This is a genomic window from Solemya velesiana gill symbiont (genome assembly GCF_002020805.1).
In the GTDB taxonomy this organism is placed as follows: domain Bacteria; phylum Pseudomonadota; class Gammaproteobacteria; order Chromatiales; family Chromatiaceae; genus Sedimenticola_A.
This window is the reverse complement of record NZ_MPRJ01000034.1, coordinates 1-22,239: the sequence shown is the minus strand read 5'-3', so window position 1 is coordinate 22,239 and position 22,239 is coordinate 1. Positions and strand designations below refer to the sequence as shown.

The window sequence follows — 22,239 nt, the reverse complement described above, 5'->3', positions numbered from 1 at the left end:
GGGACTTGGATGTCCCAAAATCTTTCACGAGGTCGAAGACTCGCTTGAGCAAGGGCGCAGCAGGAGAGCAGGGCGATGGTGAGCCAGGGAGGACGCTCTACGTGGTGTTCCAGAACCAGGATGAGCTGATACTGCATCTCAATGCTGGAACCCTGGATGAACTGTACAGCATCCTGGAGGGTGTCGTTCGTAACAGCCGCAAACCTGAACGCTGTATTCTGAAACTGGCCCTGGCCTACGTGGCGTTCGCCTTTGAGCATCCCAACCTGTGGGCTGCGGTTTTTGAACATCGGCTTGCGGAAGGGGAGAGTGCTCCCCGTGGTTCCAGGAGAAGATAGAGCGGCTCTTCTCCCAGGTGGAGGAACCCCTGAGACAGCTGGACAGCCAACGTGCGGAAAAAGAGGTGCGGCTCGCCTCCCATGCGCTTTGGAGCGATATTCACGGTGTCTGCATACTTGGGCTGTCTGGCAGCCTGGAAAAGGCCAATGCAGGGTCCACCGCGGCAATCGCCGAATCGTTGGTGAGCAACTGCCTGGCAGGATATACCCGGTAATCCAGGTCAGAAAACCTCAACGGAGAATTTCAGGCATTAGAAACGCCCGTCTTCCTGCGCAGGGGGGTGTCTGTGCAGGATCGATAAATCACTCTTTACCGCGTACAGCGTCGTATTCTTCTGGTTGTGCACAGGCAACAGTGATTGCCTCGAGATGCCGATTGGTCATTTCCAGATGCTGGAGTCGTTCAGCCTTGAGGAAAGGGCAGGACTGGGGTTGCCAGTCGCAGGCGACACCGGCTACCACTTCATGGCCGCACTCGGCGCAGAAGTCAGGTTTCAATTGGGCTTTCATGGTCGTTTCCGTGAGGTTGAATTGAATGATGTTCTCACTTGTATATATCGGCAGCTAACGAAAAAATTCACCCTGACCGGCATGAGAAACATGTGCGGCATCACATTTTTTGAATCGATACGAACCTTGCCTGCTGTATGTTCAACCAGCTGTAGATGGCCAATGTTCCCACGATGATCATGCCGCCACCCAGGGTCTCCGGTGAGACGGTTTCACCCAGTACAAGCCATACCCAAATCGGACCAAACAGGGTCTCGAGAAGGATGAAGAGGCTCACCTCCGGGGAGGTGAGATAGCGGGTGCCCAGGGTGATCATCACCAGCGCAGCGGGCATCTGCACCATACCCATCAACGCCAGCCAGGCATAACTCTGTGTGGAGAGTTCCAGTGGGTTGCTGAGAGGGATGGCCAGGGCCGCCGTTATGAGGCCACTGACCGCCACTACCGGCATGCGGGGCATTTCATGATACCGGCGCAGGAGGGTGAGGTTGCCGCCCAGGGCCATGGCGGCGAAGAGAGGTGCTGTGGCAATCAGCACCACGGTGTTGGCAACGCTGGTGTGATTGACCGCAAGCACGAACAGGGCACTGCCGACACCCTGGATCAGGGCGGTGAAGAGGGCCGGCCAGCCGAAGCTGAGAAACAGCCGCATGCTGTTCTTATTTTGAATGGCAATGGCAAGGAACAGGGTAAAGGCCATGAGCAGGCCGCGCCAGAAGACCACGTCCCATTCCGGCGCATTTACAAGTCGGATAAGCAGGGCATCGAAGCTCAGTATGAGGACGCCCAGCGCTACAATGAAAGCGCCAGTGGTGTGTTGGCTGGTTGGAGGCATGTGGATGTGCTGCACGCTTGCAATGGTTAGGGAGGGCCAATTATCACTGTAGCCATTCTACAAGGCAAAGCCGCTGTGCCTCCCGCGGCATACCGTACATCCTGTACATAAAAAAATGCCCGGCGGGGTGCCGGGCAAAAAGCTCTCTATGTACTGTTCAGAGAGAGGAGGATTAGCTGATGAAGAGTCCGCCGTTGACCGGGATGTTGGCCCCGGTGATGTAAGCCTGCTCGTCAGAGGCCAGGAAGGCCACTGTGGAGGCGATCTCTTCTGGCAGCCCCATGCGTATCATGGGTATGCCTGCGATGATCGATTCGCGGATGTCCTCGCGAATGGCATCGGTCATTGCTGTCTTGACGTAGCCTGGGGATACGGTGTTGACCGTAACGTTCTTGGTTGCCCCTTCCTGTGCCAGGGTCATGGTGACACCGTGCATGCCAGCCTTGGCCGCGGCATAGTTCACCTGGCCGAACTGGCAGCGCTGGCCATTGACGGATGAGATGTTGATGACGCGACCGAAGCCTCGGTTCAGCATCCCTTCCCAGACCGGCTTGGTGACGTAGAAGACGCTGCTCAGGTTGGTGTCGATCACCGCATTCCACTGTTCAGGCTCCATCCGCTTCATGGTGGTGTCGCGGGTGATGCCGGCACAGTTGACCAGGATATTCACGGTACCGAACTGCTCTTCGATCTCCGCCATCATGCGTGCGCTGTCTTCTGCAGAAGAGACATCGCCCGCTGCCAGGCCGATCTGCAGTCCTTCGGACTCACGGGCCGCACTCCACTCTGCCAGCTTCTCTTCTTCTGAGGGGTAGTAGGTTGCAACCACCTGGCATCCGTTGTTGGCTAGGCGTAGGCGCTGGCAGATAGCGGTTCCGATACCGCCGGTGACTACAGCAACGCGTTTATCATTCGTCATGCTTCAGCTCTCCGGAAGGCGACTAAATCAGGCGGCTTTCTGAGTGGCTTCGTTGACCTTGCTGGTGAACTGGCTGATGCCTTTCTCCACCAGGGCGCTGTACTCGTCACGCGCCTCGTTGGTCAGTTCCATGGTCTCGCGGCCCTTGGTGACCAGCTCTTTGGGATCCTTGGATTCGGTAGCCAGCTTCATCTGTGCGATACCGGTGTCGACGAACAGGCTGAAAGTAGCCATCTGGGCTTCGGCCAGCTTTTCCCAGGTACGCAGGTTCAGTTCGCCCAGGGCACGTGCATTTTCGTAGCCGTTGGTACCGAATTCCTTAAACATTTCCAGGTTCTCTTTTGCAGTCGTCATTTTCTTCGCTCCATAAAAAGTTTGTGCGATGCAGCAATATTGCGGTGCAGCATAGCCAGTCGGCAGGCGCGTGTCAAGTATTTAACAGGGAGGGGGGTGAAAGCGGCTTTGCGCTCTACTTGCTTGAATTGTCGTCCTGGCCCGGTTTGAAACCGGCAGCTTTAAAGGAGCTGTTCTGCATGTCGGCCCACATCTGCATGTTGCGCTGTGCAAGGTCGGTCATGGCCTTCATGGGGTCGGTGCCCATTGTGCTGCCCAGTTGCTCCTGTTGCTTGGCGAACATGGTGAGGCTCTCCTCCAGGTAACGGGCAAACATGCCCTGGAAGGTGTCGTCGTAGAAGCGGATGATCTGGGAGAGCATGTTGGCGCTGAACAGGGGGTGGCCGCCGGACTCCTCTTCCAGCATGATCTGCAGCAGTATGGAGCGGGTGAGGTCTTCCTTACTATTGGTATCGATGACCTGGAAATTCACGCCCTTCATGACCAACTCGCGGATGTCCGCCAGGGTTATGTAGCGGCTCAACTCCGTATCGTAAAGTCTGCGATTGGGATATTTCTTGATGATTCGGGGTTCGGTCATGACATCCGGTTCCTCGTAGGTGACGCCATAATATCTATCTGAGTTTATCCGGGAATCTCCCTCTGTGGGAAATATCTTTAAAACATGCGGGCATAAAAAACCCTTGTCCATTCATTGAATGGCACTCAGTACATGTGCTAACCACCATTGATCGATAACTCCGAGCCGGTAATAAAGGCCGCAGCGTCCGAGGCGAGATAGGCAACTGCGGCGGCAATCTCCTCGTGTTTTTTAAGACGTTCCACCGGTATCTGGGCGACGATGTTTTCCCTGATTTTCTCCGGTACGGCCTGCGGCTACGATCACAACGCTTTCGCTCATATCAGATACCTGTCGTTTCATTGTTCAAAGGCAGGGCATTCGAGACTAACAAAGCGCTTTCGAAACTGCTACAAACAGCAATGTATCAGCAGATTCTCATCTTGCAGTGCATTGTCGCGATACAACAGATGCCCGATTCTTTTGCTATGTATGAACGACTGAGTGTAGTTCAAAATGTTGCAGTGCACAAATCTGCGTGGTAGTGTCTGAATCATCGCAGACAGAACCAGAATGGAAAAGTGCGCTATGAGTGAACAAGGTTTTTGGAACCAAGAGTGGATGGAGATCCAGCAGAAATACTGGCAAAACTGGTCCGATTTCAGCCGCCAGGCGTTAGGCGGAAAGGCGGTGCCGAAAAGTCCCTGGGAAAACGCCATGGAGCACTGGTGGCAGGTTGTCTCGCCGGCAGCACCTGACATGACCAGGGATTTCATGGACAAGATGATGAACCAGGGCAAGGCCCTGTTTCACATGGCGGACGAGTTCAGTCGCAACTTCCAGGAAAATGGTGCTGCTACAGAGTGGAACGACGTAATGTCCAAGACCTTTGCCGATATGAAGCAGGGCTTTATGGGCATGCCGGAAGCAGGTGGTGACGATGCCCTGCACAAGATGATGGCGTTCTGGGAGATGCCCCTGGACAACTGGCAGCGCATGGTTTCCTCCCTTTCCCTGATGCCTGGCGACATGCTGTGCAACATGCCCCACGGTGGACACCTCGAGCGTTTTCTTTCCGCTCCTGGATTGGGCTACACCCGTGAAGAGCAGGGTCAGCAACAGCAGATGATGCTCAAGGTGCTGGAGTATCAGCAGGCACTGCAGGATTACATGCAGTTCTTCTCCAACCTGGGCGTGCTTGCCGTTGACCGCATGCAGACCAGGGTCGGGGAGATCGTAGCGGATGGTAAGCAGATCGATTCCGCCCGCCAGCTCTACGATACCTGGGTAGGTGTCTGCGAAGAGGCCTATGGCGAGCAGGTGATGACCCCTGAGTATGCAAAGATCCACGGCCGCCTAGTCAATGCGCTGATGGGTGTGAAGCACGAAATGGCGGTGATGGTGGATGAGTCCCTGGGCGCCATGAACATGCCCACCCGCACGGAACTGCGCACCCTGCAGACACGGATGCAGGAGAATCGCCGTGAGATCAAGGGGCTGAAAGCCGAGATCGCTGAGCTCAAGGCTGCACTGGCATCACAAGTTGCTGCCAAGCCCAAGGCTGCACCCAGGAAAAAAGCGGCTGTGAAGAAGAAAGCTGCGGCCAAACGCTAAAAACCATAAGCGGATGATGACACAGGCCGTTGAATAACGGCCGGGTACGTGAGGAGAAACATCGTGTTTCCTATCGATATTCGACCAGACAAGCTCGCCGAGGAGATGGCGGACTACAGCCGTAAACTGGGCAAGGGTGTTGAGAACCTGCTCAATTCGGAGCAGATTGACACCGGCGTGAGTCCCAAAGAGGCGGTTTACACCGAGGACAAGTTCACGCTTTACCGCTATACGGCACCAGAGGGTGTGAAGCAGAACAGTGTCCCGTTGCTGATCATCTATGCCCTGGTGAACCGTCCCTACATGACGGATATCCAGGAGAATCGTTCAACCATCAAGAACCTGCTCGCTGCAGGCCAGGATGTCTACCTCATCGACTGGGGCTATCCGGACGGTGCGGACAACAGTCTCACCCTGGATGACTATATCAACGGCTATATTGACCGTTGCGTGGACGTGATACGCCAGCGCCACGGCCTGGACAAGATCAACATCCTGGGTATCTGCCAGGGTGGTACTTTCAGTCTCTGCTATACCTCCCTGCACCAGGAGAAAGTGAAGAACCTGGTCACCATGGTGACACCGGTGGACTTCAAGACACCCGACAACATGCTCAGCGCCTGGGTTCAGCATATGGATGTCGATCTGCTGGTGGATACCCTTGGGAACGTGCCGGGAGAGCTTCTGAACTGGACCTTCCTCTCACTCAAGCCCTTCAGTCTCACCGGGCAGAAGTACGTCAACATGGTGGATGTACTGGATGACGAGGACAAGCTGAAAAATTTCCTGCGCATGGAGAAGTGGATCTTCGACAGCCCGGACCAGGCGGGGGAGACCTTTCGCCAGTTCATCAAGGAGTTCTATCAGGAGAACGGGTTCCTCAACGGCACGGTGAAGCTCGGGGAACACCTGGTGGATCTCAAGAACATCAGTTGCCCGGTGCTCAACATTTTCGCTGAGCAGGACCATCTGGTGCCGCCGGATGCCTCGGTGGCGCCCCAGGAGAACTCCACTTCGGCCTCGATTCCCTTGTCTGCCAGGTAGCGCTTGGTGAATCCAACAAGTTCGGTGGAGATCTTCTTTCCCTGCAGATTCTCTACGGATTGGATGGGTGAATCCTGGGGTACAACCAGTACCCAGCGACAGGGCTGGTCGGAACTCTTGGAGTAGACCAATTCACAGATCTCCTCAACCTCGGCCTCTGTTTCAAGGATCCAGTCATGGCCTGTCAGGCCCAGGTCGAGGGTGCCGTTGGCTACATAGGGGGCCATCTCCTGGGAACGTACCAGGGCGTACGTGATATCGGGATCGTTAATGGCAGGGAAATAGTTGCGTGAGCGGGGGGAGATAGTCCAGCCCGCCTGTTTGGACAGTGACAGTGTCGAGGACTCAAGGCTGCCTTTCGGCACACCCAGTTTTATTTGTTGCATGCTTGCCTGGCCTTATTGGGATTGTAAGAGTCAGGAGTATAAAGCAGGAATTATATGGGGGGTATGATGGGTGTGGCCTTGATGCATGGCAACTGATCACTGTTTTCCGCTGTCTGATGCGGGGAGGGTTGTGTACTATCTTTATATATCCTGCCTATCCTGAATCGGGTGACTGAATGAAAACAATCCTGGTACTGGGCTTTTTGATCGGCATGCAGCACGCCCTGGAGGTCGATCATGTGGCTGCCGTTGCCTCCCTTGCCACCCGTAGTCGTTCGCTGGCTGAAACTGCACGCCAGGGTGCGGTATGGGGTATGGGGCATACCCTGACCCTTTTCCTTTTCGGCGGTGCGGTGATCCTGCTCGACTCCCTGATACCGGAGAACATGGCCCGCGGCCTGGAGCTTGCGGTGGGCGTGATGTTGGTGCTGTTGGGAGCGGATGTCCTGCGCCGGGTGGTGAAGGAGCGGATCCACTTTCACAGTCACCACCATGGGGAGGTGACACACTTTCATGCCCACTCACATGAACCGGGACGTGAGCATGCACAGGACCCCCATCACCATGAACACCCCAAGGGTTTCCCCGTTCGTTCACTGCTTGTCGGCATGATGCATGGCATGGCAGGTTCGGCTGCACTGATCCTGCTGGTGCTTGAGACCATTACATCTCCTTGGCTGGGTTTGCTCTATATCGCCCTCTTCGGTTTCGGTTCCATCCTCGGTATGGCAATGCTGGCGGCGGTGATCAGCCTACCTCTGCGCTACTCGGCCAGGGGGCTGACGTGGGCCCACAACGGCCTAAAGACCCTGGTGGGCTTCGCCACGGTCGGCGTGGGTGGACTACTGGTCTACGAGGTGGGTATCACCCAGGGACTGCTGCTGTTCTGAGTTGAATCAACTTGATGGTGTCCTGGCAATCGACCAGACATCGACCTGTGAGACACCGGACTTTCTCAGCACGCCTGCTCTCTCTCTCAATGTACTGCCGGTTGTAATCACATCATCAACCAGGGCGACATGATCGGCCTTGATCCCGCCTCTCATCTCGAAGGCTCCTCTTACGTTCTTAATGCGTTCCTTGCGCTGCAGGCCGATCTGGTGGGGTGTGGCCCTTGTGCGGTGCAGGGTGTCGAGATCCAATTGGATGTCGAATGTCTTTGCCAGTGGCCGTGCAAGTTCAAGGGCCTGGTTGAATCCCCGCTCTTTGAGTCTGGACGGATGCAGCGGGACGGGTATCAGTAGTTCAGGCATTTCCGGCTGCAGGCTCTCGATCTCTTTCTGGAGCAATCGGCTCAGTAGTGCGCCGTATTGAAGTTCCTCGTTGAACTTGAAGTGTCCAATCAGTTTGCTCATTGGACCGGCGAAAAGATAAGGCGAGAGGGTGCTATGGATCAGTGGCTCATGCTGCTGACAGTTCCCGCATATCGTTCCGGGTTTGGTCCCTGCCGGAAGTGGCGCAGCACAGTGGGGGCAGGCGATGTAATTCCTGATCAGGTCATCGATACACCCCTGGCAGAGGTCGGTATGGGTTTCACCCGGTGCACCGCAGAGCAGGCACTTTGGCGGAAAGCAGTGAAATTGTATAAAACATAAACAACTGTTAACCATGTCATTTCCTCCTGGTTGACAGTGGTGCGCCTATCCGTACCATGGGTGGATCTGCCGGGGTGATCCCCCGGTTCTGATTTTTTGGCGCAGTGAAACCAATCATAGCGCTTTTTTGAAAATGAGGAATCCCAACGCCATGAGCGACGCCAATTTGCGACACGACTGGAGCCAGGAGGAGATCGAGGCGCTCCTCGATATGCCCTTCAACGACCTGATGTTCCGCGCCCAGAGCGTACACCGTCAGCACTTTGATCCCAACCGTGTACAGGTGAGCACCCTGCTCAGCATCAAGACCGGTTCCTGTTCGGAAGACTGCGGCTATTGCTCCCAGAGCCACAAGTACAACACCGACCTGGAAAAAGAGAAGTTGCTGCCGGTTGACGAGGTGATCAGGGCAGCTGCCGCTGCCAAGGAGACCGGCGCAACCCGCTTCTGCATGGGCGCTGCATGGCGAAACCCTACAGACAAGAACCTGGAGCGGGTGATCGAGATGATCCAGGCGGTGCACGACCTGGGAATGGAGACATGCGTCACCCTGGGTATGCTTACCCAGCCCCAGGCGGAACGCCTCAGGGAGGCCGGGCTCGACTACTACAACCATAACCTGGACACCTCGCCCGAGTACTACGGCAACGTGATCACTACCCGTACTTACCAGGATCGCCTTGAGACCCTTGAGTACGTGCGTGACCAGGGTATCAATGTCTGCAGCGGCGGCATTCTCGGCATGGATGAGTCCCGGAAGGACCGTGCCTCCATGCTCAGGGAACTGGCGAACCTGCCCAAGCACCCGGAGTCCGTACCCATCAACATGTTGGTGCAGGTGGAAGGCACACCCATGTTCGGAGCCGACGAACTGGATCCCTTCGAGTTTGTTCGCAGTATCGCAGTGGCGCGCATTCTGATGCCAAAGTCCTACGTACGGCTCTCTGCCGGTCGCACCGAGATGAATGACGAGATGCAGGCACTTTGCTTCATGGCCGGTGCCAACTCCATGTTTTACGGCGAGCGTCTGCTCACCACGGACAACCCGGAAGCGGACAACGACAAGGCGCTGCTGGAACGATTGGGCATGGCGTTCGAGGAGTCCATTGAACTGCAGGCCACAGAGAAAGAGTGCAGCAGCAAGCGCGAGGCGCGCCTGGCTGCTGAATTTGGCTGATTACTTCGTTGAAATCGCTTCAACCTGAACTCGAACGGCGCAAGCAGGCTCATCTCTATCGTGCGCGCCGGGTCTACGACTCCCCCCAGGGGCCAGAGGGGGTTGTCGATGGCCGTCATGTTCTCAGCTTCTGCAGCAATGATTACCTGGGACTGGCCAACCATCCCGAGGTGATCGCAGCCATGCAGCGAGGGGCGGAAACCTATGGTGCCGGCAGCGGGGCTGCCCACCTAGTGTCGGGCCACAGTCGTGCCCACCATGTGCTGGAAGAGGAACTGGCGGAGTTTACCGGGCGCCCCAGGGCACTGCTCTTTTCTACCGGTTACATGGCCAACCTGGGCGTGATGTCCGCATTGCTGGGGCGTGGCGATTCGGTCTACGAAGATCGCCTCAACCATGCTTCCCTTATCGATGGCGGCTTGCTATCCCGTGCCAATTTCAAACGTTACGCTCATGCCGACATGGACGCCCTGCAGAGTCAGTTGCAAGGTCACGCCAAAGGTGAGGCCCTGGTGGCGATAGACGGTGTCTTCAGCATGGACGGGGATATCGCCCCACTGGACAGAATGGCGACCCTGTGCCGGGGTGCCGATGCCTGGCTGATGGTGGACGATGCCCACGGTTTCGGCGTGCTCGGAGAACAGGGCAGAGGGACTATCGATCGATTCAACCTGGGTCTGAAAGAAGTGCCGATCATGATGGGTACCCTGGGCAAGGCAGTTGGGACCTCCGGCGCCTTTGTGGCGGGATCCGATGAACTGATTGAAACCCTGATTCAGCAGGCCCGCAGTTATATCTTCACCACCGCAACGCCCCCGGCGGTCGCCGAGGCCACCCGTGCCAGCCTGCGCTTGGTGCAAAAGGATGAGTGGCGGCGCGAACGGCTGAAGACGCTGATCGGTCAGTTCAGGCAGGGCGCTGAAGAGATTGGGCTCCCGCTGATGGAGTCAGAGACGCCGATTCAGCCCATTGTCGCCGGCACATCCGAACAGGCTTTGAAGTGGAGCAGGCAGCTCGAAGGTGAGGGTATCCAGATCAGCGCCATCCGCCCCCCCACGGTACCTGAAGGGAGCGCACGCCTGCGGATCACCTTTTCCGCCAGCCATACGCCGGAGCATGTTGAGCGGCTGCTCGAGGTGTTGTCGGGACTGGAGTTGTCAGAAGCATGAAGCTTTACAGCGAAACCACGGGTTCCGGAGCTGAACTGGTATTGATTCATGGCTGGGGTATGAACGCCGCGGTCTGGTCGCCGCTGATGGAGCACTTGACAGTGGACCACAGGGTGACGGTTATCGAACTGCCGGGACACGGCGGCAGTGAATACGACGCCAATGAAGCGAGTCTCGACGCTTGGGCCGATGCCTGCCTAGAGGCAGCGCCGGAACGAGCCATCTGGGTTAGCTGGTCCCTGGGGGGGCAGGTTGCCCAGCGTGCTGCGGTCATGGCCCCGCAGCGCATCGAGAAGCTGGCCCTGGTGGCCAGCACGCCGAGTTTCGTCCAGCGCGAGGATTGGCCACACGCCATGGACCACGACACCCTGGGATCGTTTGCGCAGGCTCTGGTGAAAACGCCGGCCCAGACCCTTGAGCGTTTTCTCTCTCTGCAGGTGCGGGGTGACGAGGAGGCGCGCCATACCCTTCGCCTGCTGCGCCAGGAGCTGACAGAGCGGCCTGAAGCCGAGCCAATGGCATTGGAACATGGCCTGGATCTGCTGCTGAACGTGGATCTCAGGGACCAGTTAGCGTCGATCAGTTGCCCGGTGCTCTGGCTGTTGGGCGAACGTGACACCCTGGTGCCTGTCGGTGTGGCCGATGAGTTGGAGATATTGCAGCCGGGGGCGGACATCCTGGTGCTGGGCGGATGTGCCCACGCCCCGTTTCTGTCGCACACAGAGAAGAGCCTGAGGGCACTGGCAGGATTCATTGGATAGGAGTTGATGATGCCCGATAGGGATCACACCATCGATAAAGAGCAGGCGCGACGCGCATTTTCCAGGGCAGCTGAGCACTACGACGAAGCGGCTGTCATGCAGTGCGAGATCGGTCAGCGCATGATCGACCGCCTTGACCTGGTGAAACTGCAGCCCGAGGTGATCCTCGACGTGGGCGCAGGCACCGGCGTGGCCACGGCAGAACTGGCTAAACGTTACAGGAAGGCCAGGGTGGTGGCCCTGGATTTTGCCTATCCCATGCTGCAGCACGCCCGCAAGCGTGGCTCCTGGCTGCGCAAGCCGGCTTGTCTCTGTGCCGACCTCGATCATCTTCCCCTGGCCGATCAGAGCGTCGACCTGATCTACTCCAACGCGGCGATCCAGTGGAGCAACGATCTCGATCACAGCTTCAAGGAGTTCCTTCGTGTGCTCAAGCCCGGTGGCCTTCTGATGTTCACCACCTTCGGGCCGGATACCCTGAAGGAGTTGCGCAGCGCCTGGAACCAGGCCGATGGTGGCAGTCATGTCAGCACCTTTCTGGATATGCACGATGTGGGCGATGCATTGATGCGCGCCCGTTTTGCCGACCCGGTAGTGGATGTCGACCGATTGACGTTGACCTATGATGACGTAGGGGGTCTGATGAAAGATCTGAAAGTGATTGGCGCACACAATGTGACCACGGAGCGTCAACGGGGTATGACGGGCAAGGGCCGGCTTCAGGTAATGGTCAGGGCCTATGAGCAGTTTCGAACAGATGGACGCCTGCCCGCCAGCTATGAAGTGGTGTACGGGCACGCCTGGGCTCCGGAGCAGCGAGAGCAGGATGGCGTGACCACCGTGCCGGTGAGCCAGATTGGAAGGATGCGTTGATCATGGGTAACAGCTATTTCATTACCGGAACGGATACCGAATGCGGCAAGACCGAGGTTACCCTGGGCCTGATGCACCTGCTCCAGTCCCGGGACTGGCGTGTACTGGGCATGAAACCGATCGCCTCCGGTGCTGACAAGGCCCCCGCCGGCCTGAGGAACGAGGATGCAGTGCGTATACGTCGCCAGGCCTCTCTCTCTGTCTCCTGCGAACTGGTCAATCCCTATGCCTTCGAGCCTCCCATAGCCCCTCACCTTGCAGCTGAACAGGCAGGGGTGGAGATTGATATAGAGAAAATCCTGCTCTATTACCAGAAACTCTCCCACCTGGCGGATAGCGTGATCGTCGAGGGTGTGGGCGGCTGGCAGGTGCCGCTGGGTCCCGAGAGCACGGTTTCTGATCTTGCTGCTGAACTGGGTCTGCCGGTTATCCTGGTGGTCGGGCTGAAACTCGGCTGTATCAACCATGCACTGCTTACCGCCGAATCGATCAAGGCCAGGGGGCTGGAACTGGCGGGCTGGGTAGCCAATGTGGCTGATTCGGAAATGCTGGAACCGGAAGGCAACCTGGAATCACTGAAACCGCGCATCCAGGCGCCTCTCCTCGGCTTCGTTCCGCGCATGGAGCAGCCTGAACCGGCGGCTATCGCTTCGCTGCTCGATACCGGTCTCTCATGAGAGGGCGTATCCTGCTGCTCACCAGTCTGCGGGCTGCCGAAGAGAAAGCGTGGCAGGAAGCCCTTCAGAGTGTCTTGCCGGGAGAGCGCATAGTTACTCGCCATGAAGCCGGTGAGCTGTCGGATATCGAGATTGCCATCGTTGCCAATCCCCCAAAAGGCGTATTGGGCAGGCTGCCCAGGTTGAAGTGGGTGCAAAGCCTCTGGGCAGGCGTCGACATGCTGCTGGCCGATGAGACCTTTCCCCGGCAAATCCCCCTGGTCAGACTGATTGATCCTGCACTGGCTCGGGCAATGGCCGAGCCAGTGGCTACTCACGTGCTTGCCCTGCACCGCAGGCTGCCTCTCTATGCCGAGCAGCAGCGCAGAGCGGTATGGCGACAGCATGAGATGCCCTTGGCTGGAGAGCGCTGTGTTGGTGTCATGGGATTGGGCAATTTGGGCATTGCGGCTGTTAATGTATTGAACAGCCTGGGCTTCAAAGTGAACGGTTGGAGCCGTACGAAAAAATCCCTGGAGTACGTCGAGACCTTTGCAGGAGAAGAGGGCCTGTCGGATTTTCTGGGTCGAAGCGAGATACTGGTCAACCTGTTGTCCCTGACGGACGAGACACGGGGCATTCTCAGCAGTGAACTGTTCAAACAGTTGCCCATGGGGGCGCAGATCATCAATTTCGCCCGCGGCGCTCACCTGGTGGAAAAGGACCTTCTCGGTGCGCTGGAAGAGGGTAGGTTGGGACATGCTGTTCTGGATGTCTTCTCAACGGAGCCACTGCCGGAAGGTCATCTGTTCTGGCGTCATCCCAAGATCACAGTACTGCCACACGTCGCGGCATTGACCGACAGGGGCAGCGCCTCGAAGATCGTGGCCGAAAATATTCACCGGTATCGCAACGATAACAAGTTGCCGGACCAGGTCGATCCGGAACTGGGTTATTAAGTTCTCAGGTTTTGAAAAAGCCTCTCTCCAACCCTGCCTTGTAGACGATCGCCTCAAACCTTTTCGAAAAAAGCTCGAAAAAGGTGACATGGCGGTAGCGTGCAATCACCAGTGCAATCACAAAGAAGACGACGCCGACCAGTGAGTTGATCGGAGAGCTGAGCTCCCACTGACCGGACCAGGTCAGCTCAAGTTCAGGAATCAGAGGGTAGAGATAGGGTATGGGCCACTGGTAACCGTCAGGCCCCTTGGAGCCCAGGATGTCGCACAGCAGGTGGACATGGAAAGCAAGCAGCGACAACAGGAATACCGTGAGACGTTTTCTGCAGGGTAGCGCTACCGCCAGGGCAAGCAGTACCCCTGCAAACAGGTTGTGGGCGAAGACGTGATGGTAATCACCGTAGAGCGTGGTGGCGTATCCAAAATAGGGTCCCAACTCGTCGACAACCGCGCCGAGCCCATCCAGGTCAGGTATTACACCGGCAGCCGTGATAGCAATGCGGCTTCTCCGGTTCAGCACACACCGTTTGCAATAACCCAACTGATGATGAAGTGTTGACCAGGCGCCATGGATTGATTGCTCCCTGGTTCCATCACCCAGCAGAGAGAGCGATTGGGTGAGGAGACCTTTAAATCAAGCATAGTCAATGCCCATCCCTTCAGTTCAAAAACAGGTCCTGTTTTCACGAAAGTGACTATATTCATGGTAAAGGGCAAAGGAGGGCAGCATGGGTGAAAACAGCATCAGCCGCGTGCTCATCATGGGTGCAGCAGGGCGCGATTTTCACAACTTCAACCTGGTATACAGGAATGATCCTTCCGTGCAGGTCGTTGCCTTCACGGCGACCCAGATTCCCGAAATAGCTGGCCGTCACTATCCAGCGCTGCTCGCCGGTGCTGGTTATCCCGGGGGGATTCCCATACTGGATGAGTCCGAGCTTGAGCGACTCATCGTGGAAGAGAACATAGACCAGGTCGTTTTTGCCTACAGCGATGTAAGCAAAAGCCACGTGATGCATACCGCTTCCCGTGTCCTTGCCGCGGGTGCCGACTTCCTGCTCCTGACACCGGAGCGCACTATGCTCAAGTCCAGGATTCCGGTTATTGCGGTTTCTGCAGTACGTACGAGGTGCGGCAAGTCGCCCCTCAGTCGTTGGATATCGAAACGCTTGAAAACTGCAGGGCTGCGCATTGGCGCCATGCGCCATCCCATGCCCTACGGCGATCTTCTTTCCCGCCAGGTTGCCCAGCGCTTCGAAACCCTGGATGAACTCGCTGCTGCCCACTGTATGGTAGAGGAGCGCGAGGAGTACGAGCCCCACCTGGCTCATGGCAACCTGGTTTATGCCGGTGTTGATTATGAGCGCATCCTTCAGATGGCGGAGGGGGAGGTGGATGTCATCATCTGGGACGGGGGCAACAATGATGCGCCTTTCCTGAAGCCGGATCTGCACATCGTTCTGGTGGGTCCGTTGCGGCCGGGTCATGAGACCAGCCACTACCCGGGCGAGACGGTGTTGCGCCTGGCCGACGTGGTAGTGATATCCAAATCGGATTCGGCGGGCAACGTAGAGCAGGTGATATGCAACGTGCAGCAAGTCATGCCTGGAGTGCAGGTGGCCCGTGGATCATTGCCAATCACCCTTGATGAGCCCGAACTGGTCAAGGGGCGGCGTGTGCTGGTGGTGGAAGACGGACCGACAACCACCCACCCACGGCGGCATGGCCTATGGTGCAGGCTACATGGCAGCCGTGGAAGCCGGCGCAGAATGGATCGTCGATCCAAGGGCCTCGGCGGTGCCGGAGATTCAGTCTGTCTATGAAGCATACAGTCATGTCGGCAAGGTGCTGCCTGCAGTGGGTTATCACCCAGGGCAGTTGCAGGCATTGGAGGCGAGTATCAATGGTGCCGATGCCGATGCCGATGCCGATGCCGATGCCGATGCCGATGCCGATGCCGATGCCGATGCCGATGCCGATGCCGATGCCGATGTGGTGGTGTATGGAACGCCCTGCGATCTTTCAGCATTGATAGCGGTGAACAAGCCGGTTGTACGTGCCCGTTACGAGTTTGTCGAGTTGGGCGAACCGGTACTGGGTAATTTGCTCGACCAGTTCATCGCGAAGATCAAGGCGGGAGGCCAGGGGCAATGATGGTCATCGCCCTTGGCGGCAATGCATTGGTGCGGCGCGGTGAACCCGCAGAGATGAAACTGCAGCGCCATAACGTGGAACGGGCAGTGAATGCGATTGCCGGATTTGCATCCTCGCAATCCCTTGTGATTACCCACGGCAACGGACCCCAGGTGGGGCTGCTTGCACTTCAGTCCGAGGCCTGTGCAACGGTGAAACCCTACCCCCTTGATGTGCTCAATGCAGAGACCGAAGGCATGCTCGGGTACCTGATTGAGCAGGCACTCTGCAACAGGCTGCCCCGGCGCAAGGTGGTGAGCCTTCTGACTCAGGTGCAGGTGAGGGCAGACGATCCTGCGTTTACTCAACCCAGTAAGCCTATAGGTCCCCTTTACGATATCGAACAGGCCGGGCGCCTAAACGAACTCTACAAGTGGACCGTCGCACGGGATGGCCGTGGTTTTCGTCGAGTGGTACCTTCCCCCGAGCCTCTCGCTATCCTGGAGCTTCAGGCGATCAAGGTGTTGCTGGATGCCGGAGCGGTAGTGATCTGTGCCGGGGGCGGTGGCATACCCGTTGTGGACAGGGGGGCGGCATGCTGATGGGTGTCGAGGCGGCCATCGACAAGGACTTCGCCAGTGCCATGCTTGTCAAAGAGCTCAATGCAGACCAGTTACTCTTGCTGACCGACGTGGATGCCGTTTACCAGGGATGGGGGAGTTCTGAAGCAAAGCCTATTGATGAAGCGACTGTTTCCGAGTTGAGAGAACAGGAGTTCACCCCGGGCTCCATGGGGCCGAAAGTGGAAGCCGCCTGCCGCTTTGTTGAGCAGACAGGTGGGCAGGCTTTTATCGGTTCTCTTGAAGATGCCTCTGCCATCGTGGAGGGCAGGGCGGGTACGCGGGTAGTGGCGTGCTAGTGTCAACAGGTACCCGATTATTCCGGTATGACTTCCCATGATTCAACCGGGCCCTTTATCCGTCTGAAACAGGGATGCAGTTTTATCCGCTTAACCTGGTTTAGCGCTTTGTGCCGATCCGGATCCCTGGTTTTCAGTTTCCCCAGCAGGTGCTTCAGTTCGTAGTCGATCTGTCCGCTGGTGACAGGTATCGTAATCTCTGCCCGTTCGCAGGCGATTTTGTTTTTATCGAAATTGTAGCCGCGCCTGTCGGCTTCATCGGCAACATGCCAGAGGTAACTGGCAATGGCGGTTGCAGGGTCTTCATGGCTTTTGAACCGGGTCAGTTGCGGATGGTTTCGATACCCCCTGGTCCTGCCGAGGAGTGCGTTCTGGGCAAGCAGGGTTTCTCTCCAAAGTGCGACCAGCCCTTTTGCATCCAGGTTACGGGGATGGATTGACCAGAGTCTCATGGTTTAAGTTGCAGAAATAGGGGTTGTTGGGTCAGGCGCCGGATACACTGTCTCTTGTGTACTCCAGGCACTTCTCGATTTCGTCCTTGTCGATCGACTCTCCCTTCTTGGCTTTTATTTCCAGGTGAATTTCATTTTTCGATACATCGATATCCAGCGTGTCTACTTTTTCATACTCCTGGGTCGGACATGAGCAGCGTCCTTCCCGGCACGCCTGCAGAGCTTCGAGCAGTTGCTCTTTCTCCTCTTCGCATTCAGTAAGATCGATATCGATCCTGTCAGCCTGGTCGGTGATCTTGTACTTCATAGTCCTTGTTTGCATCTGTGGATCTGTGTCTTAAACAACGACTCAATCGTTTTCTGAAAAGGCCCCTTCATCACCCTGGAAAGTGGACTCGCCATAGGTCCCCTTGATGTCCAAAATTTCGGGCATCACTTCGTGAAACAGGGGGATAAGGTTGGGATCGAAGTGGGAGCCTGCGTTATCGTCAAGCAGCTTTACCGCATCCTCTACCGTCCAGGCCTTTTTGTAGGGGCGCTCGGTGGTCAGGGCGTCGAACACGTCGGCAATGGCCACGACCTGGCCGCTCATGGGGGTGTCCTCCTCCTTCAGGCCATAGGGATAGCCGGAACCGTCCCACTTCTCATGGTGGGAGAGGGCGATCTCCTTGGACATTTTCATCAGGTCGGAGCGATGTTCACCTATGATGGCAGCCCCGAATTCGGGGTGCTTGCGCATCAGTTCCCACTCCTCGTCATCCAGTTTGCCCGGTTTGAGCAGTACCTTGTCCGGAATGCCGATCTTTCCGATGTCGTGCATGGGGGCAGCGTTAAACACCAAGTCTGTCCAATCATCACTGTAATCCAGTGCCTCGGCAATCAGTCGGGAGTAGTGGCTCATGCGGATAACATGGAGGCCTGTTTCGTCGTCCTTGAACTCGGCAGCCCGACCGAGACGGCGAATGATCTCCAGGCGTGTTTCATGCAACTCCTCGGTGCGTTCGCGTACTTTCTGCTCCAGCAGTCGGCTCTGGTCGTAGAGGGCAAGCTGGGTGTGGACGCGGGTCAGAACGATGGGTGGGCTGATGGGTTTGGTTATGTAGTCAACCGCGCCGAGTTCCAGTCCTTTCTGTTCGTCTTCCTCCTGGCTTTTGGCGGTAATGAAGATGATCGGGATCTTGGCGGTTGCCGGGTTGGCCTTGAGCTGTCTGCATACCTCGTAGCCGTCGATGCCCGGCATCATGATGTCCAGCAGGATCATGTCTGGTTTCGTGTCGCCGTTGGCAATCTTCAATGCACGCTCGCCGTTCAGAGCCGCCTTGACCTTGTATTCTGCCCTCAGAACACCGCTCAGAACGTCTATGTTTTCGGGTGTGTCATCGACAACCAGAACGGTTTGTTTGTCAGCTTTCGTGCTCATGTCTTATCCCTTGGCATTAAATGGTTTAAAACCATTCGAGGTTGCCTGTTTAAGAGAGTGAGAGATCTATCGCTTCCATCAGTCTTTCAGCTTCGATGGGTTATGTCAGGTAGCCGACCGCGCCCATATCCATTCCCCGTTGTTCGTCTTCCCGGGTCAATTTTCCCGTTACAAAGATCACGGGGATGCCGCGGGTCTCCGGGGTGCTTTTCAGAAGCCTGCACACTTCGTACCCATCCATCTCCAGCATCATGATATTCAGCAGGATCAGGTCTGGCTGGGGGAGTTTGTTGGCAATTTTCAGTGCCTTCTCGCCGCTAGTCGCCGCCTTGACCTTGTACTTCTCCTTCAGGATGCCACTCAGCAGTTGGATATTGCCGGGTGCGTCATCCACTACCAGGATTGTCCGCTCTCTATCATTCATTATAGTCATCACCTCAGGCTGATAATCAGCTCGTCCAATGCTTTAAGCGCCTTATCGAAGTCATACTCTTCGGTTGCACTCGAAACACGCTCCAACAGGTCGGCGTGAACACCCATTCCAGGGATTTGCTGGAACTCCTCGATCAGTTCCACTGCATCGGTATCATCGTCTTCCATCAATTCAGGCAGCTGTTGCAGGAGACCGCCGACTTTCTCGGTGTCGATTTCAAAGGTCTCGTCTTCTCTATTTGCCTCTGCCTGGTCAAGTACTGATAGTCCTGTAATAACCGGGGAGAGTTCAGTTGTAACCTTGTCCAGGAGCTCTTCAAGCTGTTGTTCAGAACGGTTTTCCTTGTAGGCGAATTCCAGCGCTTCGGCAGCCTTCTGGATGTCTTTCGCACCGATGTTGCCAGCCACCCCTTTCAGGGTATGGGCGCAGCGCTCGGCCGCTTGGGAGTCATCGCTGGTCTGCGCTTCCTTGAAACGTTCGGCGAAACCGGCTTCACTGTCACGGAACTTCCTGAGGAGCTTTCTGTAGAGCTTGTGGTTTCCCTGGCTGGTGACAAGCCCCGCCGTTGTGTCGATGCCAGGAAGATCCGGGATCTCCCCCACTGTGTCGGTCTCCTCAGTAGCTATCGTGGCTACCTTGTCTACGGGTTGGGATGGCGTGATCCATTTCGCCATGGTGGTGAACATTTCCCGTACATTGATGGGCTTGCCGATATGATCGTTCATGCCGGCATCGAGCACCTTTTTACGATCCCCGGCCATGACGTTGGCAGTCATGGCGATAACCGGCAGCTCCTTGTACTTCTCTTGCTTGCGAATCTCGCGGGTCGCCGTATAGCCGTCCATCACCGGCATCTGGCAGTCCATCAATACGCCGTCGAAGGATTCCTTTTCGAGAATATCCAGTGCCTCTTGCTCGTCGTTGGCCACCTGGGCGGTGATTCCGCCTCCAGCCAGGAGTTCAAGGGCCAGTTCCTGGTTGATCTCGTTGTCTTCCAGCAGCAGTACACAGGCGCCACGGAGCTTGATCGTCGCTTCCATCTCTTCCTCGGCGTGGTGGCCACCGCGGCTGACGCTCTTCACCTCGTGTCCAAACGCTTCCATGATGGCGTCGAGCAATGTGGAAGGGGAGATCGGTTTGGCGATAATGCTGCTGAATGCGACCCCATCGGATGCCTCGGTGGCCTCCTCGCGGCCATAGGCTGTAACCATGATCACCGGTGGTGCGGGATCAAACTGCTCCTGAATTCTGCGGGTGGTCTCGACGCCATCCATGCTGGGCATCATCCAGTCCATCAGGATCAGGTCGTAAGGGCCGTCGGATTCCAATGCTTCCAGGGCGGCCTTGCCCGAATTTACCTCGTGGGTTTTGAACTCGAAGGATTCGAGAATATTCACCAGGATTTCCCGCGTTGTGGCGTTGTCGTCGACGGTCAGGATCCGCAGGTCCTGAAGATCGGGAAGTTCGGGCCTGACCCTCCCCACCTGTTCGCCGGACTGCCGGCCGAAGACCGCGGTGAACTGGAAGGTACTGCCGAACCCCGGTTCGCTCTCCACCCAGATGTCGCCGTTCATCATCTCGGTGAGGCGCTTGGAGATGGTGAGCCCGAGGCCGGTGCCACCGTACTTGCGGGTGGTGGAGGTGTCCGCCTGGCTGAAAGACTGGAACAGTTTCCCGCGCTGCTCAGGCGTCATGCCGATGCCGGAGTCACGCACAGCGAAGTGGAGTGTTACTGACTCTTCGCTGATTTCCTTCACCCGGGTGGTGACCACGATCTCCCCCTCGTCGGTAAACTTCACCGCGTTGTTACCCAGGTTGACCAGGATCTGGCCGAGCCTGAGGGGATCGCCCTGAAGTGCCATGGGAACATCGGAGGCGGTATCGAACAGCAGTTCCACTCCCTTTTCTTCCGCCTTCAGCCCCACCAGGTTGGCGAGGTTGTCCATTACGTCCTCCAGGCGGAAGTCGATGGTCTCCATGTCCATCTTTCCCGACTCGATCTTGGAGAAGTCGAGGATGTCGTTGATGATGCCGAGCAGGCTCTCGGCGGAGTGGGAGACCTTCTCGATGTAGTTGTGCTGCTTGGGATTGAGCTCTGTCTTCAACGCCAGGTTGGACATGCCGATGATGGCGTCGTTCGTAGCAATGAATCCGATTATTTAAGCATTGTTTGTTTGGCCTGTCTCATGTTGTGGGACTATGCTTGAATCAATACATCGATAGTTCGTCCGGGTACATATGCACACAGAAGACCCTATCATCTTTACGATTTTTCTTGTATTCACAGGTGCGGCGCTGCTTGCCACCCTGGCGCTGTATGCCAGGCAGACGCTCCCGGTAGCCTATATCGTGCTCGGTGTGTTGCTGGGGCCTTCGGTAGGGAACATTGTCAACGATCCGGATCTCGTTGCAGAGATATCCCATATCGGGATTATGTTCCTGCTGTTTCTGATGGGGCTTGACCTGAATCCAAAGGAGCTGGTGAAACTGTTCGGGAGTACCACGCTGGTCACCCTGGCCAGTTCCCTGATTTTCGGTACGCTGGCTTTCCTCCTGGTGCTCAGTTTCGGCTTTGCCTTGCAGGAGGCGCTGATTATAGGTGCAGCATCCACCTTCTCAAGCACCATTATCGGTCTCAAGCTGCTGCCCACCACGGTACTCCATCACAAGCACACGGGAGAGGTGATTATCAGCATTCTGCTGCAGGACCTGCTGGCTATATTGCTGTTGGTGTTGGTGTTGGTGTTGGTAGAGGGAGGCACCCAAGACAATCACCCCCTGTTTGAAATCATCAAGCTGTTGATTGCGCTTCCCCTGCTGATCGGTGTGTCGATACTGGTTGTGAAATATGTATTGATCAGGTTGATCAGTCGCTTCGATACCATCCATGAGTATGTTTTTCTGCTGGCCATCGGGTGGTGCCTGGGATTGGCCGAGGGGGCTGCCGCACTGGGTGTTTCCCATGAGATCGGGGCCTTTATCGCCGGCGTCACACTGGCCTCCTCGCCCATTTCCCTGTTTGTCTCCGATAAGTTGAAACGCGAATTCAATTTCCAAGTGCAACTCGACAGAGTTGGTTAGAGGGTAAGCTGCGGTAGCATAGGTAGCTTCTCTCACCGACCAAAGTTTGAGG

Annotated in this window: 24 protein-coding genes and 5 pseudogenes; 14 read left to right on the top strand and 15 right to left on the bottom strand. The window is 56.7% G+C overall.

Translation table 11 applies throughout. The features are described from left to right. Both BOW53_RS06710 and BOW53_RS06705 read left to right on the top strand, forming a co-directional pair. The coding region (locus BOW53_RS06710; protein WP_216641090.1) for a TetR-like C-terminal domain-containing protein at positions 1–338 on the top strand (338 nt) is incomplete at its 5' end. Positions 339–355: 17 nt separating this feature from the next. Continuing rightward, positions 356–553, top strand: a complete 198-nt coding sequence (locus BOW53_RS06705) for a hypothetical protein (protein ID WP_078486983.1) — start codon at positions 356–358, stop codon at positions 551–553. 88 nt (positions 554–641) lie between these two features. On the opposite strand, the gene BOW53_RS06700 is transcribed toward BOW53_RS06705, so the two are convergent. From BOW53_RS06700 to BOW53_RS06675, 6 genes and pseudogenes are all read right to left on the bottom strand, one after another. Further along, positions 642–848, bottom strand: a complete 207-nt coding sequence (locus tag BOW53_RS06700) for a hypothetical protein (RefSeq protein ID WP_078486981.1) — start codon at positions 846–848, stop codon at positions 642–644. A 100-nt stretch (positions 849–948) separates the two neighbouring features. Further along, on the bottom strand, positions 949–1,683 hold the full coding sequence (locus BOW53_RS06695; RefSeq protein WP_078486979.1) for an EamA family transporter: 735 nt from the start codon (positions 1,681–1,683) through the stop codon (positions 949–951). Positions 1,684–1,855: 172 nt separating this feature from the next. After that, on the bottom strand, positions 1,856–2,602 hold the full coding sequence (gene phbB / locus BOW53_RS06690; RefSeq protein WP_078486977.1) for an acetoacetyl-CoA reductase: 747 nt from the start codon (positions 2,600–2,602) through the stop codon (positions 1,856–1,858). Between the two features lie 27 nt (positions 2,603–2,629). Then, positions 2,630–2,956 carry a phasin family protein gene (locus tag BOW53_RS06685; RefSeq protein ID WP_078486975.1) on the bottom strand — a complete coding sequence of 109 codons (327 nt, stop codon included), beginning with the start codon at positions 2,954–2,956 and terminating at the stop codon, positions 2,630–2,632. A 115-nt stretch (positions 2,957–3,071) separates the two neighbouring features. Continuing rightward, positions 3,072–3,536 (bottom strand): polyhydroxyalkanoate synthesis repressor PhaR, encoded by a 465-nt coding sequence (phaR, locus tag BOW53_RS06680; RefSeq protein WP_078486973.1) that lies wholly within the window; start codon positions 3,534–3,536, stop codon positions 3,072–3,074. A 137-nt stretch (positions 3,537–3,673) separates the two neighbouring features. Continuing rightward, a pseudogene (locus BOW53_RS06675) lies at positions 3,674–3,826 on the bottom strand (SDR family oxidoreductase); the annotation flags it as partial. Between the two features lie 277 nt (positions 3,827–4,103). On the opposite strand from BOW53_RS06675, the gene phaE reads away from it, so the two are divergent. Next, positions 4,104–5,129, top strand: coding sequence for a class III poly(R)-hydroxyalkanoic acid synthase subunit PhaE (gene phaE, locus BOW53_RS06670; protein ID WP_078486967.1), 1,026 nt, complete (start codon positions 4,104–4,106; stop codon positions 5,127–5,129). 63 nt (positions 5,130–5,192) lie between these two features. Beyond that, positions 5,193–6,173: a class III poly(R)-hydroxyalkanoic acid synthase subunit PhaC gene (gene phaC, locus BOW53_RS06665; RefSeq protein WP_078486966.1), complete on the top strand. Its 981-nt coding sequence runs from the start codon at positions 5,193–5,195 to the stop codon at positions 6,171–6,173. On the opposite strand, the pseudogene hisG reads toward phaC, so the two are convergent. Next, positions 6,170–6,559, bottom strand: a pseudogene (gene hisG / locus BOW53_RS06660) (ATP phosphoribosyltransferase); the annotation flags it as partial. The gene phaC and the pseudogene hisG sit on opposite strands and share 4 nt — an antisense overlap. A 176-nt stretch (positions 6,560–6,735) precedes the next feature. On the opposite strand from hisG, the gene BOW53_RS06655 reads away from it, so the two are divergent. Continuing rightward, positions 6,736–7,449 (top strand): urease accessory protein, encoded by a 714-nt coding sequence (locus BOW53_RS06655; RefSeq protein WP_078486962.1) that lies wholly within the window; start codon positions 6,736–6,738, stop codon positions 7,447–7,449. A gap of 6 nt (positions 7,450–7,455) precedes the next feature. Here BOW53_RS06655 and BOW53_RS12770 read toward each other — a convergent pair whose 3' ends face one another. Together BOW53_RS12770 and BOW53_RS13880 are read right to left on the bottom strand one after the other, a co-directional pair. After that, positions 7,456–7,914, bottom strand: coding sequence for a ComF family protein (locus BOW53_RS12770; RefSeq protein ID WP_078486960.1), 459 nt, complete (start codon positions 7,912–7,914; stop codon positions 7,456–7,458). A 66-nt stretch (positions 7,915–7,980) separates the two neighbouring features. Further along, positions 7,981–8,169: pseudogene (locus BOW53_RS13880) on the bottom strand (double zinc ribbon domain-containing protein); the annotation flags it as partial. Positions 8,170–8,305: 136 nt separating this feature from the next. Between BOW53_RS13880 and bioB the strand changes: the two are divergent. The 6 genes from bioB to BOW53_RS06620 are packed head-to-tail and all read left to right on the top strand — an operon-like array spanning position 8,306 to position 13,749. Continuing rightward, positions 8,306–9,331 carry a biotin synthase BioB gene (bioB, locus tag BOW53_RS06645; protein ID WP_078486988.1) on the top strand — a complete coding sequence of 342 codons (1,026 nt, stop codon included), beginning with the start codon at positions 8,306–8,308 and terminating at the stop codon, positions 9,329–9,331. Between the two features lie 8 nt (positions 9,332–9,339). Further along, positions 9,340–10,500: an 8-amino-7-oxononanoate synthase gene (bioF, locus tag BOW53_RS06640; protein ID WP_245832026.1), complete on the top strand. Its 1,161-nt coding sequence runs from the start codon at positions 9,340–9,342 to the stop codon at positions 10,498–10,500. Next, positions 10,497–11,261 carry a pimeloyl-ACP methyl ester esterase BioH gene (bioH, locus tag BOW53_RS06635; RefSeq protein ID WP_078486955.1) on the top strand — a complete coding sequence of 255 codons (765 nt, stop codon included), beginning with the start codon at positions 10,497–10,499 and terminating at the stop codon, positions 11,259–11,261. Before bioF ends, bioH begins: the two co-directional genes overlap by 4 nt. Positions 11,262–11,270: 9 nt before the next feature. After that, a complete protein-coding gene (bioC, locus tag BOW53_RS06630; RefSeq protein WP_078486986.1) occupies positions 11,271–12,134 on the top strand; it encodes a malonyl-ACP O-methyltransferase BioC in 864 nt (287 codons plus the stop codon). A gap of 2 nt (positions 12,135–12,136) precedes the next feature. Continuing rightward, positions 12,137–12,811 (top strand): dethiobiotin synthase, encoded by a 675-nt coding sequence (gene bioD / locus BOW53_RS06625; protein WP_078486953.1) that lies wholly within the window; start codon positions 12,137–12,139, stop codon positions 12,809–12,811. Then, positions 12,808–13,749 (top strand): 2-hydroxyacid dehydrogenase, encoded by a 942-nt coding sequence (locus BOW53_RS06620; RefSeq protein ID WP_078486951.1) that lies wholly within the window; start codon positions 12,808–12,810, stop codon positions 13,747–13,749. The genes bioD and BOW53_RS06620 overlap by 4 nt, the downstream gene beginning before the upstream one ends. A 4-nt stretch (positions 13,750–13,753) precedes the next feature. Here the strand turns inward: BOW53_RS06620 and BOW53_RS06615 are convergent, their stop codons facing one another. After that, positions 13,754–14,269 (bottom strand): metal-dependent hydrolase, encoded by a 516-nt coding sequence (locus BOW53_RS06615; RefSeq protein WP_078486949.1) that lies wholly within the window; start codon positions 14,267–14,269, stop codon positions 13,754–13,756. 208 nt (positions 14,270–14,477) lie between these two features. On the opposite strand from BOW53_RS06615, the pseudogene BOW53_RS06610 reads away from it, so the two are divergent. Together BOW53_RS06610 and arcC are read left to right on the top strand one after the other, a co-directional pair. Further along, a pseudogene (locus tag BOW53_RS06610) lies at positions 14,478–15,903 on the top strand (cyclic 2,3-diphosphoglycerate synthase). Continuing rightward, positions 15,900–16,801: pseudogene (gene arcC / locus BOW53_RS06605) on the top strand (carbamate kinase). The pseudogenes BOW53_RS06610 and arcC overlap by 4 nt, the downstream one beginning before the upstream one ends. Positions 16,802–16,818: 17 nt before the next feature. Here arcC and BOW53_RS06600 read toward each other — a convergent pair. The 5 genes from BOW53_RS06600 to BOW53_RS06580 all read right to left on the bottom strand — a co-directional run bounded on the left by BOW53_RS06600 (position 16,819) and on the right by BOW53_RS06580 (position 21,226). After that, the gene (locus BOW53_RS06600) at positions 16,819–17,253 is read right to left on the bottom strand and encodes a pyrimidine dimer DNA glycosylase/endonuclease V (protein WP_078486946.1); all 435 of its coding nucleotides are present in this window, start codon (positions 17,251–17,253) and stop codon (positions 16,819–16,821) included. A gap of 31 nt (positions 17,254–17,284) precedes the next feature. Then, a complete protein-coding gene (locus tag BOW53_RS06595) occupies positions 17,285–17,560 on the bottom strand; it encodes a hypothetical protein (protein WP_078486944.1) in 276 nt (91 codons plus the stop codon). 42 nt (positions 17,561–17,602) lie between these two features. Then, entirely contained in the window at positions 17,603–18,673 is a 1,071-nt protein-coding gene (locus tag BOW53_RS06590) for an HD-GYP domain-containing protein (RefSeq protein ID WP_078486942.1), read from the bottom strand. Positions 18,674–18,773: 100 nt separating this feature from the next. Continuing rightward, positions 18,774–19,097 (bottom strand): response regulator, encoded by a 324-nt coding sequence (locus tag BOW53_RS06585; RefSeq protein ID WP_342748413.1) that lies wholly within the window; start codon positions 19,095–19,097, stop codon positions 18,774–18,776. Positions 19,098–19,105: 8 nt separating this feature from the next. After that, positions 19,106–21,226: a response regulator gene (locus BOW53_RS06580; RefSeq protein ID WP_078486938.1), complete on the bottom strand. Its 2,121-nt coding sequence runs from the start codon at positions 21,224–21,226 to the stop codon at positions 19,106–19,108. A gap of 118 nt (positions 21,227–21,344) precedes the next feature. Between BOW53_RS06580 and BOW53_RS06575 the strand changes: the two genes are divergently transcribed. Next, entirely contained in the window at positions 21,345–22,187 is an 843-nt protein-coding gene (locus BOW53_RS06575; protein WP_078486937.1) for a cation:proton antiporter domain-containing protein, read from the top strand. Positions 22,188–22,239 lie beyond the last annotated feature (52 nt).

Coding starts and splice junctions, on each gene's coding strand:
- phaE (WP_078486967.1), top strand. CDS start 4,104: ATGAGTGAACAAGGTTTTTGGAACCAAGAGTGGATGGAGATCCAGCAG.
- BOW53_RS06600 (WP_078486946.1), bottom strand. CDS start 17,253: ATGAGACTCTGGTCAATCCATCCCCGTAACCTGGATGCAAAAGGGCTG.
- BOW53_RS06585 (WP_342748413.1), bottom strand. CDS start 19,097: ATGAATGATAGAGAGCGGACAATCCTGGTAGTGGATGACGCACCCGGC.
- phbB (WP_078486977.1), bottom strand. CDS start 2,602: ATGACGAATGATAAACGCGTTGCTGTAGTCACCGGCGGTATCGGAACC.
- bioD (WP_078486953.1), top strand. CDS start 12,137: ATGGGTAACAGCTATTTCATTACCGGAACGGATACCGAATGCGGCAAG.
- BOW53_RS06580 (WP_078486938.1), bottom strand. CDS start 21,226: ATGTCCAACCTGGCGTTGAAGACAGAGCTCAATCCCAAGCAGCACAAC.
- bioB (WP_078486988.1), top strand. CDS start 8,306: ATGAGCGACGCCAATTTGCGACACGACTGGAGCCAGGAGGAGATCGAG.
- bioC (WP_078486986.1), top strand. CDS start 11,271: ATGCCCGATAGGGATCACACCATCGATAAAGAGCAGGCGCGACGCGCA.
- BOW53_RS06595 (WP_078486944.1), bottom strand. CDS start 17,560: ATGAAGTACAAGATCACCGACCAGGCTGACAGGATCGATATCGATCTT.
- BOW53_RS06695 (WP_078486979.1), bottom strand. CDS start 1,683: ATGCCTCCAACCAGCCAACACACCACTGGCGCTTTCATTGTAGCGCTG.
- phaR (WP_078486973.1), bottom strand. CDS start 3,536: ATGACCGAACCCCGAATCATCAAGAAATATCCCAATCGCAGACTTTAC.
- BOW53_RS06590 (WP_078486942.1), bottom strand. CDS start 18,673: ATGAGCACGAAAGCTGACAAACAAACCGTTCTGGTTGTCGATGACACA.
- bioH (WP_078486955.1), top strand. CDS start 10,497: ATGAAGCTTTACAGCGAAACCACGGGTTCCGGAGCTGAACTGGTATTG.
- BOW53_RS12770 (WP_078486960.1), bottom strand. CDS start 7,914: ATGAGCAAACTGATTGGACACTTCAAGTTCAACGAGGAACTTCAATAC.
- BOW53_RS06575 (WP_078486937.1), top strand. CDS start 21,345: ATGCACACAGAAGACCCTATCATCTTTACGATTTTTCTTGTATTCACA.
- BOW53_RS06655 (WP_078486962.1), top strand. CDS start 6,736: ATGAAAACAATCCTGGTACTGGGCTTTTTGATCGGCATGCAGCACGCC.
- BOW53_RS06685 (WP_078486975.1), bottom strand. CDS start 2,956: ATGACGACTGCAAAAGAGAACCTGGAAATGTTTAAGGAATTCGGTACC.
- BOW53_RS06700 (WP_078486981.1), bottom strand. CDS start 848: ATGAAAGCCCAATTGAAACCTGACTTCTGCGCCGAGTGCGGCCATGAA.
- BOW53_RS06620 (WP_078486951.1), top strand. CDS start 12,808: ATGAGAGGGCGTATCCTGCTGCTCACCAGTCTGCGGGCTGCCGAAGAG.